Here is a 12,305-nt window from a genome sequence, read left to right as displayed (position 1 = left end):
GAGTTTTCATGTCCAAACGTTGGTACGTCGTTCACGCTTATTCTGGGTTTGAAAAGCATGTCATGCGCTCACTTATTGAGCGTGTGAAAATGTACGGTATGGAAGATCGCTTTGGCGAGATTTTGGTGCCGACAGAAGAAGTTGTCGAGATGCGTGACGGCAAGCGTCGCAAGAGTGAGCGTAAATTTTACCCTGGCTATGTGCTGGTTGAGATGGAGATGGCCGACGAAACATGGCACCTCGTCAACGAGACGCCGCGAGTAATGGGCTTTATCGGCGGCACAAAAGAGAAGCCAGCACCGATTACATCACGCGAAGCAGATGCTATTTTGCTGCGTGTTAAAGATGGCACCGACAAGCCGCGGCCCAAAACAATGTTTGAGCCGGGTCAGTCAGTGCGCGTTGTCGATGGGCCGTTTGCTGATTTTAACGGCGTTGTCGAAGAAGTTAATTATGAAAAGAGTCGCCTTCATGTCAGCGTGCTGATCTTTGGGCGCTCTACACCTGTTGAGTTAGAATTCTCTCAGGTTGAGAAAGAGTAAGCTCTCAGGTTGAGAAAGAGTACGCGTATTTGATTCGTGCGGAATAGCTAAGTGGTTGTTTCGCTGGTACCGGGGAGCCTTCGGGCGTTACTACCCAATTGGAGCATAAACGATGGCCAAGAAAGTACAGGCTTATATCAAACTGCAGGTTGCTGCAGGTAAAGCCAATCCAAGCCCGCCGGTAGGCCCAGCACTGGGTCAGCACGGCGTGAACATCATGGAATTCTGTAAGGCGTTCAACGCTGCGACTCAAGAAATTGAGCCGGGCTTGCCGACGCCAGTCGTGATCACTGTCTACTCAGACCGTAGCTTCACGTTCGTCACCAAAACACCGCCTGCTGCCGTGCTGCTGAAGAAAGCTGCTGGTATCAAGTCCGGTTCTGGTGAGCCGAACAAGAAGAAAGTCGGCACCGTGACGCGTGAACAGCTCGAAGAGATCGCCAAAACGAAAGAGCCAGATTTAACGGCTGCGAATCTTGATGCCGCTGTGCGCACCATTGCTGGCAGTGCTCGCAGCATGGGCCTAAACGTGGAGGGTCTCTGATCATGGCTAAACTATCTAAGCGTGCGAAAGTTATTCGCGAAAAAGTAGACGCCACCAAATCCTACTCTATTGAAGAAGCGGTAGCGCTGCTCTCCGAGCTGTCTACGGTTAAATTCAAAGAGTCAGTTGATGTTGCTATCAACCTTGGCGTTGACCCGCGTAAATCTGACCAGGTTGTGCGTGGTGCTACCGTCATGCCTAACGGTACGGGTAAAGATGTGCGCGTTGCGGTCTTCACCCAGGGTGCCAATGCCGATGCTGCTAAAGAAGCCGGTGCCGACATCGTGGGTATGGACGACTTGGCTGAGCAAGTGAAAAAAGGCGTGATGGATTTTGACGTCGTTATCGCTTCGCCTGACGCTATGCGCGTTGTCGGTCAGTTGGGCCAGATCTTAGGTCCGCGTGGCCTGATGCCTAACCCGAAAGTCGGCACCGTAACGCCTGATGTAGCGACAGCGGTTAAGAATGCCAAAGCGGGCCAAGTGCGTTTCCGTACTGATAAAAACGGCATTATCCACACTACTCTGGGTAAAGTGGATTTTGACGTGGCAGCTATTAACGGCAACCTGGAAGCCCTGGTTGCTGACCTGAAGCGCCTCAAGCCGAGCGCGTCTAAAGGCATTTACTTCAAGAAAATGACTCTGTCCACTACCATGGGCCCGGGTTTAACAATCGATCACTCTGCTTTCGTGTAAAGCGAGTTATCGTTGGTTTTCTTTTAGGAACCGAGCAAGAACTTTGCGGTCCCCCGTTTGGTTATTGAAACTGGCCGGGGCATCGTCAAAGACCGCAGGTGCCGCGCTTAGTATGTACATTTAGCATTTTGTATATACAGGGGCGGCTTAATTGCCCTAGAAGCGCCTGCGCAGATGGTGTGGCCGCCAGTTGGTTAAGCTTAAAGCTTTCTGGTGAGCACCATCCCCAAGGCTTCCCGCGCTGCAGCGCTTTTTGCATAGCAGGGCAGGAAGAGATGGTAACCACCGGAACCTTCTTGGGTTCCGGCACGAAGGAGTGATCACTGTGCCACTAGCACTTGAAGGCAAGAAAGCGATTGTTGCCGAGGTCAGTGAAGCGGCCAAGGGCGCACTCTCCGTCGTAGTTGCTGATTCTCGCGGCGTTACGGTTGGTAAAATGACCGATCTGCGCAAGCAAGCGCGTGAGAATGGTGTAGAGCTGCGTGTTGTTCGTAATACGCTGGCTCGCCGCGCTCTCGAGGGCACTCAGTGGGAGTGCTTAAACGATAGCTTCGTTGGTCCTACGTTGTTGGCTTTCTCTACTGATCATCCGGGCGCTGCCGCTCGTTTGTTCAAAGAGTTCGCCAAAACGGATAAGAACTTCGAAGTAAAAGCGTTGGCCTACGAAGGTGAGCTGATTCCGGCTGCTGACATCGACCGTCTGGCAACCCTACCGACTTACGACGAAGCAATTGCCAAGTTGATGTCGGTAATGAAAGAAGCCTCCGCTGGCAAGCTGGTTCGTACTCTGGCCGCTCTGCGCGACCAGAAGCAAGAAGCCGAAGCTGCTTAAGCAGCGTTTCTTGCAGGCGGCGTAAACAGTACAGTATGACGGTATAAGCCATCATCAGCGCGCTGCTTGAACCGAGCAATGAATCCTGAGTCCTCGGCTGACCGAGACTCCCGCAAAGTTAGGAATGAAACAATGGCACTGTCTAAAGACGATATCATCAATGCTGTAGCCGACATGTCCGTAATGGAAGTTGTCGAGCTGATCGAAGCAATGGAAGAGAAATTCGGCGTTTCTGCAGCGGCTGCCGTAATGGCTGGCCCGGCTGCTGGCGGCGAAGTAGCTGAAGAACAGACTGAATTTGACGTCGTTCTGACCGCTGCTGGCGACAAGAAAGTTAACGTGATCAAAGCAGTACGTGAGATCACTGGCCTTGGCTTGAAAGAAGCTAAAGGTGCTGTTGACGGCGCTCCGGCGACCATCAAAGAAGGTCTGTCTAAGGACGACGCTGAAGCAGCTAAAGCTAAGCTGGAAGAAGCGGGCGCAACCGTCGAGCTCAAGTAATTATTGTGCGGACGGCTTTACGCGCTGCGTAAGCTTCCACGGCTGGCGGCGGGATATCCCGCTGCCGGCCTTTTTCTGTTGCAACTGGTGTTTCATTAATCGCAGTCGCAATAGGAACGTAGAAATAGTGTTATCGACTACAGTGTTATCGAACTAGATTTTCGACGGCGAGCTACCGATTTAGGAGCTTGCTGTCTGTGTCTGACGAAGCCCGCCGGGCAGCGATGACCACGCATCGGTCACCCATGGTGAACAAGCTGGGGAATACAGATGGCTTACTCATATACTGAGAAAAAACGCATCCGCAAGGATTTCGGCAAACTGCCCCAAGTGATGGATGTGCCTTACTTGCTGGCGATCCAGCTTGATTCCTATTACGACTTCCTCCAGCAAGATCGTTCGCCCGACGAGCGTCACGAAGTCGGCTTGCACGCGGCTTTTAAGTCCGTGTTTCCGATTGAGAGCTTCTCCGGTAATGCGGCGCTTGAGTATGTCAGCTACCGCTTCGGCACGCCGGCGTTCGATGTTAAGGAGTGCCAGCTGCGCGGCGTCACTTATTCCGCCCCGCTGCGCGTTAAGGTTCGCTTGATCATCTATGATCGCGACTCCTCAAACAAAGCAATCAAAGATATTAAAGAGCAGGAAGTCTACATGGGGGAAATCCCCCTGATGACCGAGAACGGTACCTTTGTTATCAACGGTACTGAGCGGGTTATCGTTTCCCAGCTCCACCGCTCGCCCGGTGTGTTCTTCGATCATGACAAAGGCAAGAGCCACTCTTCCGGTAAGCTGCTCTATTCAGCCCGCGTGATTCCTTACCGTGGTTCTTGGTTAGACTTTGAGTTTGACCCCAAAGACAACGTCTTTGTACGTATTGACCGTCGCCGCAAACTGCCGGCGTCGGTACTGATGCGTGCGCTGGGGATGAACACCGAAGAGATCCTGGCCGAGTTCTTTGAAACCAGTGTCTTCCACATTGAGAAATCCGGTTTCTCTGTGGAACTGGTGCCGTCGCGTCTGCGCGGCGAGACGGCTACTTTCGACATCAAAGATGGCGAAGGTAATGTGATCGTTGAAGAAGGACGTCGGATTACCCAGAAGCACATTCGTCAGCTTGAAAAAGCCGGCCTTGAGCGTCTGGATGTGCCGATGGAGTACCTGTTCGGCAAAACCCTGGCCAAAGATCAAATCGACTCTAAAACAGGCGAACTGATCTGTCCGTGTAACACCGAGATCACGCCAGAAGTGCTTGAGCGCATGGCGCAGGGCGGTATTACCCTGGTCGAAACGCTCTACACCAACGATCTTGACTGCGGTTCCTTCATTTCCGACACCCTGAAGCTGGATGCGACTAATTCCGCGCTTGAAGCGTTGGTCGAAATTTACCGCATGATGCGCCCCGGTGAGCCGCCGACTAAAGAGTCTGCCGAGACGCTGTTTAACAACCTGTTCTTCTCTGAAGACCGTTACGACCTCTCTGGCGTTGGTCGCATGAAGTTCAACCGTCGCCTGCGCCGTGATACTGACACGGGCTCCGGCGTACTGGATCGCAAGGACATCCTGGATGTGCTGCGCGAGCTGATCAATATCCGTAACGGCTTCGGTGACGTTGACGATATCGATCACCTGGGTAACCGTCGTATTCGCTGTGTGGGCGAAATGGCCGAGAACCAGTTCCGCGTTGGCTTGGTGCGTGTTGAGCGCGCCGTGAAAGAGCGTCTTTCCATGGCGGAAAGCGAAGGCCTGATGCCGCAAGACTTGATCAACGCCAAGCCGGTTGCGGCCGCGGTGAAAGAGTTCTTCGGTTCCAGCCAGCTTTCTCAATTCATGGATCAGAACAACCCGCTTTCGGAAGTGACCCACAAGCGTCGTGTGTCTGCACTCGGCCCCGGTGGTTTGACCCGTGAGCGCGCTGGCTTCGAAGTACGTGACGTTCACGCCACGCACTACGGACGTCTCTGCCCGATCGAAACGCCGGAAGGCCCGAACATCGGTCTGATTAACTCGCTGGCGACTTACAGCCACACTAACAGCTACGGCTTCCTCGAAACGCCGTACCGTAAAGTTGTTGACCGTCAGTTGACCGACGACATCGTTCACCTTTCAGCGATCGAAGAGGGCGATTTCGTTATTGCCCAGGCGTCGGCAGCGGTGGATGAGTCCAACAAGCTGAGTGATGACCTGGTTCAGGTTCGTCACCGCGGTGAAACGACCTTTATGCGTCCTGAACAAGTGACGCTAATGGACGTATCACCTCGTCAGGTCGTCTCGGTTGCCGCGGCATTGATTCCGTTCCTGGAACACGATGACGCCAACCGCGCCTTGATGGGTTCGAACATGCAGCGTCAGGCGGTGCCGACCCTGCGTGCCGATAAGCCGCTGGTAGGTACCGGCATGGAGCGCTTTGTTGCCCGTGACTCCGGTGTCTGTGCGGTAGCCAATCGCGGCGGCGTGATTGATTCTGTTGATGCACGTCGTGTCGTGGTACGGGTCAATGAAGATGAAATTATCGGCGGTGAAGCCGGTGTTGATATCTACAACTTGACCAAGTACACCCGCTCGAACCAGAACACCTGTATGAACCAGCGCCCCATCGTGCGGCCTGGCGACAACGTGGCGCGCGGCGATATTCTCGCTGATGGCCCGTCGGTCGATATGGGCGATCTGGCCCTGGGTCAGAACATGCGCATCGCGTTCATGCCCTGGAATGGCTACAACTTCGAAGACTCGATCCTGCTTTCCGAGCGAGTCGTTCAAGAAGACCGTTTCACCACGATTCACATTCAGGAACTGACCTGTGTGTCTCGCGACACCAAGTTGGGCTCGGAAGAGATTACCTCCGATATTCCCAACGTGGGTGAGTCGGCGCTCTCCAAACTGGATGAGGCGGGCGTTGTTTACATCGGTGCTGAAGTTGGCCCCGGCGACATTCTGGTCGGTAAGGTAACGCCGAAAGGTGAAACCCAGCTGACGCCAGAAGAGAAGCTGCTGCGTGCCATCTTCGGTGAGAAAGCGTCGGACGTTAAAGATACTTCGCTGCGTGCCCCCACCGGCATGAAGGGAACGGTCATCGACGTTCAGGTGTTTACTCGTGATGGCGTCGATAAAGACTCTCGCGCACTCTCTATCGAGCGTACGCAGCTCGATGAAGTTCGTAAGGATCTGCAAGAGACCTATCGTATCGCTGAAGACGCAACGTTTGAGCGTCTCAAGCGTACCCTCGACGGCCAAGCCGTTAACGGTGGCCCGAACCTTAAGAAAGGCGACGTGCTAGACGAAGCGTACCTTGACGAGCTGCCACGTCAGCAGTGGTTCAAACTGCGCATGCAGGATGAGTCTTACAACGAGCTGTTGGCCCAGGCCGACGAGCAGCTTGAAAACCGCCGTAAAGAGATGGACGAGCGCTTTGAAGATAAGAAGCGCAAGCTGACCCAGGGCGATGATCTCGCGCCGGGCGTGCTGAAAATCGTCAAGGTTTACATGGCGGTCAAGCGTCGCATCCAGCCAGGCGACAAGATGGCCGGTCGTCACGGTAACAAGGGTGTTATCTCCGCGATCATGCCGATCGAAGACATGCCGTTCGACGAGAAGGGTGAGCCGGTCGACGTGGTACTGAACCCGCTGGGTGTACCGTCGCGCATGAACGTCGGTCAGATTTTGGAAACCCACCTTGGCATGGCCGCCCGTGGTCTAGGGGTCAAGATCGAAGCCATGCTGCGCGATGCACGCGGACAGCAAGTCGCCGAGATTCGCGACTTCCTGGGGCAGATCTACAACACGCAAGGTACGCGCGTTGAAGATCTCGATTCCCTGACCGACGATGAGGTCATTGCCCTGGCGAAGAACCTCAAAGGGGGTGTGCCGATGGCCACGCCGGTGTTTGACGGTGCCAAAGAGCACGAAATCAAGCATCTGCTGAAGCTGGCGGACATTCCTGAATCGGGCCAGATGGCCCTGTTCGATGGCCGTACCGGTGACGCTTTTGACCGTCCGGTTACCGTCGGCTACATGTACATGTTGAAGCTTAACCACTTGGTAGACGACAAGATGCACGCGCGTTCTACCGGTTCTTACTCGCTGGTTACCCAGCAGCCCTTGGGTGGTAAGGCGCAATTCGGTGGTCAGCGCTTCGGTGAGATGGAAGTGTGGGCGTTGGAAGCTTACGGCGCTGCATACACGCTACAAGAGATGCTCACCGTCAAGTCGGACGACGTCGAAGGCCGCACCAAGATGTATAAAAACATCGTGGATGGCGACCACACCATGCAGGCAGGCATGCCGGAATCCTTCAACGTACTGGTGAAGGAAATCCGCTCGCTGGGCATCGATATCGAGTTAGAGAGCTAGGAGCCGTCCCATGAAAGATTTGGTGAAAGTACTCAAATCGCAGTCTCAGTCCGAAGAGTTTGACGCGATCAAGATTACCCTGGCGTCGCCGGACATGATTCGCTCCTGGTCGTTTGGCGAGGTGAAGAAGCCTGAGACCATCAACTACCGTACCTTTAAGCCGGAGCGGGACGGTCTGTTCTGCGCCAAGATTTTTGGTCCGGTAAAAGACTATGAGTGCTTGTGCGGCAAATATAAGCGCATGAAGCACCGCGGTATTATCTGCGAAAAATGTGGCGTTGAAGTGACCAAAGCCGCCGTGCGCCGTGAGCGCATGGGGCACATTGAGCTGGCTTCTCCGGTTGCTCACATTTGGTTCTTGAAATCACTGCCGTCGCGTATCGGCATGTTCCTCGATATGACCCTGCGTGATATCGAGCGCGTGCTCTATTTCGAAAGCTTTGTCGTCATCGACCCGGGCATGACCACGCTGGAGCGTGGTCAGCTGCTCAACGATGAGCAGTACTTCGAAGCATTGGAAGAGTTCGGCGACGACTTCGACGCTCGTATGGGTGCTGAAGCCGTTCAGGAGCTGCTCAAAGACATCGATCTGGAAGAAGAGATCAATCACCTGCGTGAAGAAATTCCGCAGACCAACTCTGAAACCAAGATCAAGAAGCTTTCTAAGCGTCTGAAACTGCTGGAAGCGTTCTACCACTCTGGCAATGCGCCGGCGTGGATGGTCATGGAAGTGCTGCCCGTGTTGCCGCCGGACCTTCGTCCGCTGGTACCGCTGGATGGCGGCCGCTTCGCCACCTCTGATCTCAACGACCTTTACCGTCGTGTGATCAACCGTAACAACCGCCTGAAGCGTCTGCTCGACCTCAACGCGCCGGATATCATCGTGCGCAACGAGAAGCGCATGCTTCAGGAAGCAGTCGATGCGCTGCTGGATAACGGCCGTCGTGGCCGCGCGATCACGGGCTCTAACAAGCGTCCGCTGAAATCGCTCGCCGATATGATCAAAGGTAAGCAGGGCCGTTTCCGTCAGAACCTGCTGGGTAAGCGCGTCGACTACTCGGGCCGTTCGGTCATTACCGTAGGTCCGACGCTGCGCCTGCACCAGTGTGGTTTGCCAAAGAAAATGGCGCTTGAACTGTTCAAGCCGTTTATCTACTCCAAGCTGCAGTCGCTGGGCTACGCTTCAACGATCAAAGCTGCCAAGAAGATGGTCGAGCGCGAGCTGCCGGAAGTGTGGGACATCCTCGCCGATGTTATCCGCGAACACCCGGTACTGCTTAACCGCGCACCCACGCTTCACCGTCTGGGTATCCAGGCGTTTGAGCCGCTGTTGATCGAAGGTAAAGCGATCCAGCTACACCCGCTGGTATGTGCCGCCTACAACGCCGACTTTGACGGTGACCAGATGGCGGTACACGTACCGCTGACCCTGGAAGCCCAGCTTGAAGCGCGTGCGCTGATGATGGCCACCAACAACGTGCTGTCGCCCGCTAACGGCGAGCCGATCATCGTACCGTCGCAAGACGTTGTTCTGGGTCTTTACTACATGACCCGCGAAAAGATCAACGCCAAAGGCGAAGGCATGGTGTTCTCTGACCTTAACGAGGTCGAGCGCGCGTTTGGTACCCAGTCTGTATCGCTGCACGCCCGGGTTAAAGTGCGCCTGGACGAGATCGATATTGAAGAGGAAACCGGCGAGCGCAGCTTCCATCGTCGTATTTATGACACCACGGTCGGTCGTGCGATGCTGTTCCGCATTCTTCCGGAAGGTGTCCCCTTCGAGCTGATCGATCAGCCGATGAAGAAGAAGGCGATCTCCAGCCTGATCAACGAAGTCTATCGTCGTGCCGGCCTTAAGCCGACCGTCATCTTCGCTGACCAGCTGATGTACACCGGCTTCCGCTTAGCGACTTGGTCCGGCGCCTCTATCGGTGTTAACGACTTCGTTATCCCCGAAGCCAAAACTGAGATCGTTGACGCGGCGGAAGCCGAAGTTAAAGAGATCGAAGACCAGTTCTCTTCTGGCCTGGTAACCGCCGGTGAGAAGTACAACAAGGTTATCGATATCTGGTCGAAGGCCAACGATAAAGTCGCCAAGGCGATGATGGTCGGCATTTCGAAAGAGACCGTGATTGATCGTGATGGCAACGAGGTTGAGCAGGATTCATTCAACAGCGTCTTCATCATGGCCGACTCTGGTGCTCGTGGTTCGGCTGCCCAGATTCGTCAGCTGGCCGGTATGCGTGGCCTGATGGCCAAGCCGGATGGTTCGATCATCGAAACGCCGATCGTTGCCAACTTCCGTGAAGGTCTGAACGTACTGCAGTACTTCATCTCGACTCACGGTGCACGTAAAGGTCTGGCGGATACGGCCCTGAAAACGGCCAACTCTGGTTATCTGACGCGTCGCTTGGTCGATGTGGCGCAAGATTTGGTTATCACTGAAGTAGATTGTGGTACCGAAAATGGCTTGACGCTGCATCCGATCATCGAAGGCGGCGACATCATTGTACCGCTCTCCCAGCGTGTCCTGGGTCGCGTGGTTGCGCAGGATGTCGTGCATCCGGGCAGCGGTGAAGTATTGATCGCTAAAGGGACATTGCTTGACGAGAAGTGGTGTGCAGAGCTCGACACCATGGGCGTCGACGAAATTATCGTACGCTCCACGATTACCTGTGAAACGCCGCACGGCGTTTGTGCTTCCTGTTACGGCCGTGACTTGGCTCGTGGCCACCAGGTCAACATCGGTGAAGCTGTCGGCGTTATCGCTGCCCAGTCAATTGGTGAGCCGGGTACCCAGCTGACCATGCGTACCTTCCACATCGGCGGCGCAGCATCGCGTTCATCAGCCGTGGATAGCGTACAAGTGAAGCACGGCGGCAAGGTTCGCCTGCACAACATCAAGCATGTTGAGCGTGGTGACGGCAAGCTAGTGGTGGTCTCTCGTTCGAGCGCCTTGGCTGTTGCTGATGACCATGGTCGTGAACGCGAGTACTACAAGCTGCCTTACGGCGCCGAGCTCTCGGTACGCGACGGTGACGTCGTGGATGCCGGTGCCATTGTCGCCAAGTGGGACCCGCACACGCACCCGATCGTTGCCGAAGTAGAAGGTAAGGCGCAGTTCATCGATCTTGACGAAGGTGTCACCATGCACCGTAGCGTCGATGAGATGACCGGCTTGTCCTCTATTGAGGTGATCGAGTCTGCAGCGCGCCCCATGGCTGGTCGCGATAAGCGCCCGATGGTTATGCTGCAAGACAGCGCTGGCGAGTATGTTTCCGTATCCGGTTCCAATACGCCGGTGCAGTACTTGCTGCCAGGCAACTCGATTATTTCGGTCGACGATGGTGTCACTATTGGTGTGGGTGAAGTCGTTGCCCGTATCCCGGTAGAAGCCTCGGCGAACAAAGATATCACCGGTGGTCTGCCACGCGTTGCTGACTTGTTTGAGGCGCGTAAGCCGAAAGAGTCGTCTATCCTGGCGGAAATCAGCGGTGTCGTTAGCTTTGGTAAAGAGACTAAAGGCAAACGTCGCCTGATGATTACCCCAGAATCCGGCGATCCGTTTGAAGCCTTGATTCCGAAGTGGCGTCAAATTGCCGTCTTTGAAGGCGAAACGGTTGAGAAGGGGGAAGTCATTTCTGATGGCCCGAGCAACCCCCATGACATCCTGCGTTTATTGGGTGTTGAGGAGCTCGCCAAGTACATTACGGCAGAAGTACAAGACGTTTACCGTCTCCAGGGCGTTGGTATCAACGATAAGCACATTGAAGTAATTGTGCGTCAGATGCTGCGTAAGGTAGAGATTGCTGATTCAGGCGACTCTGATTTCATCACGGGCGATCAAGCCGAGCTTGTGCGTGTGCTGGAACAGAATGAACGTCTTGAAAAAGAGAAGAAATTCCCAGCCAAGTACCAACGCATGTTGCTGGGTATTACTAAGGCCAGCTTGGCCACTGAGTCGTTCATTTCCGCGGCCTCCTTCCAGGAGACTACCCGGGTACTGACCGAAGCAGCGGTGACCGGCAAGCGCGATTACCTGCGCGGCCTGAAAGAAAACGTGGTGGTTGGTCGTCTAATACCAGCAGGTACGGGCTTGACTCACCACGCAGAACGTCGTCGCAAGCGCGAAGGCGTTGAGCAACTGTTCAATCCCTCGGCGACCGAGGTAGAGCAGGAGCTAGGTGCCCAGTTAACCGCTCTCGACTCTGACGACGAGCTGTAAATTTGGTGCTTAAAACAAGCAGTAAAATTAGTAAGTAGCATAAGTTGCTGACCTAAAAACGTCACCTTGCTGGTAAAACCGCCAGCAAGGCTTGACGGCACCTAGGGTCAGCCTTTAGAATGCGCAGCCTTTAACAGTGGGGTGGGTGCGCCCGCATCCACTGCACGTATTTGTTAAAAAGGCTACTTGTTGAAAGACAAGGCAACCATTGGAGTCAGCTAAACACCATGGCAACGATTAATCAGCTAGTGCGCAAGCCGCGCAAGCGCCCCGTCACTAAAAGTGACGTGCCCGCGCTGCAGGCCTGTCCGCAAAAGCGCGGCGTATGTACGCGCGTTTACACTACCACCCCGAAGAAGCCGAACTCGGCTCTGCGTAAGGTTTGCCGTGTGCGCCTTACCAACGGTTTCGAAGTGTCTTCTTACATCGGTGGTGAAGGTCACAACCTTCAAGAACACTCTGTCGTTTTGATTCGTGGCGGTCGTGTAAAGGATTTGCCAGGTGTGCGTTATCACACCGTTCGTGGCGCCCTTGACACCTCTGGCGTTCAAAATCGTCGTCAGGGTCGTTCTAAATACGGTACTAAGCGTCCTAAGTCTTAATAAGGCTGGGGTAGCTG

At 54.7% G+C, this 12,305-nt stretch carries 8 protein-coding genes; all 8 read left to right on the top strand.

From position 1 onward, the window contains the following. The first annotated feature begins 8 nt into the window (after positions 1 to 8). Positions 9 to 542 carry a transcription termination/antitermination protein NusG gene (gene nusG, locus HUO07_RS09735; protein WP_008959178.1) on the top strand — a complete coding sequence of 178 codons (534 nt, stop codon included), beginning with the start codon at positions 9 to 11 and terminating at the stop codon, positions 540 to 542. Positions 543 to 654: 112 nt separating this feature from the next. After that, positions 655 to 1,086, top strand: coding sequence for a 50S ribosomal protein L11 (rplK, locus tag HUO07_RS09730; RefSeq protein WP_007112017.1), 432 nt, complete (start codon positions 655 to 657; stop codon positions 1,084 to 1,086). A 2-nt stretch (positions 1,087 to 1,088) separates the two neighbouring features. Further along, positions 1,089 to 1,781, top strand: coding sequence for a 50S ribosomal protein L1 (rplA, locus tag HUO07_RS09725; protein WP_176303392.1), 693 nt, complete (start codon positions 1,089 to 1,091; stop codon positions 1,779 to 1,781). Positions 1,782 to 2,106: 325 nt separating this feature from the next. Then, positions 2,107 to 2,613, top strand: coding sequence for a 50S ribosomal protein L10 (gene rplJ / locus HUO07_RS09720; RefSeq protein ID WP_008959177.1), 507 nt, complete (start codon positions 2,107 to 2,109; stop codon positions 2,611 to 2,613). Positions 2,614 to 2,745: 132 nt separating this feature from the next. Next, the gene (gene rplL / locus HUO07_RS09715) at positions 2,746 to 3,114 is read left to right on the top strand and encodes a 50S ribosomal protein L7/L12 (protein ID WP_008959176.1); all 369 of its coding nucleotides are present in this window, start codon (positions 2,746 to 2,748) and stop codon (positions 3,112 to 3,114) included. Between the two features lie 270 nt (positions 3,115 to 3,384). Continuing rightward, positions 3,385 to 7,461 carry a DNA-directed RNA polymerase subunit beta gene (rpoB, locus tag HUO07_RS09710; RefSeq protein ID WP_176303391.1) on the top strand — a complete coding sequence of 1,359 codons (4,077 nt, stop codon included), beginning with the start codon at positions 3,385 to 3,387 and terminating at the stop codon, positions 7,459 to 7,461. 10 nt (positions 7,462 to 7,471) lie between these two features. After that, positions 7,472 to 11,686: a DNA-directed RNA polymerase subunit beta' gene (gene rpoC, locus HUO07_RS09705; RefSeq protein ID WP_176303390.1), complete on the top strand. Its 4,215-nt coding sequence runs from the start codon at positions 7,472 to 7,474 to the stop codon at positions 11,684 to 11,686. A 227-nt stretch (positions 11,687 to 11,913) separates the two neighbouring features. After that, complete coding sequence (rpsL, locus tag HUO07_RS09700) at positions 11,914 to 12,288, top strand: 30S ribosomal protein S12 (protein ID WP_008959173.1); 375 nt, start codon at positions 11,914 to 11,916, stop codon at positions 12,286 to 12,288. Positions 12,289 to 12,305 lie beyond the last annotated feature (17 nt).

Origin of the sequence: Vreelandella maris, from assembly GCF_013371085.1 — a bacterium.
Classification (GTDB): Bacteria; Pseudomonadota; Gammaproteobacteria; order Pseudomonadales; family Halomonadaceae; genus Vreelandella; species Vreelandella maris.
The sequence above is the reverse complement of the archived record's forward strand: the minus strand, read 5'-3'. Positions and strand labels throughout refer to the sequence as shown.

Excerpts from the sequence above, each read along its gene's own strand:
- rplL (WP_008959176.1), top strand. The coding sequence starts at position 2,746 with ATGGCACTGTCTAAAGACGATATCATCAATGCTGTAGCCGACATGTCC.
- rpsL (WP_008959173.1), top strand. The coding sequence starts at position 11,914 with ATGGCAACGATTAATCAGCTAGTGCGCAAGCCGCGCAAGCGCCCCGTC.
- nusG (WP_008959178.1), top strand. The coding sequence starts at position 9 with ATGTCCAAACGTTGGTACGTCGTTCACGCTTATTCTGGGTTTGAAAAG.
- rplK (WP_007112017.1), top strand. The coding sequence starts at position 655 with ATGGCCAAGAAAGTACAGGCTTATATCAAACTGCAGGTTGCTGCAGGT.
- rpoC (WP_176303390.1), top strand. The coding sequence starts at position 7,472 with ATGAAAGATTTGGTGAAAGTACTCAAATCGCAGTCTCAGTCCGAAGAG.
- rpoB (WP_176303391.1), top strand. The coding sequence starts at position 3,385 with ATGGCTTACTCATATACTGAGAAAAAACGCATCCGCAAGGATTTCGGC.
- rplA (WP_176303392.1), top strand. The coding sequence starts at position 1,089 with ATGGCTAAACTATCTAAGCGTGCGAAAGTTATTCGCGAAAAAGTAGAC.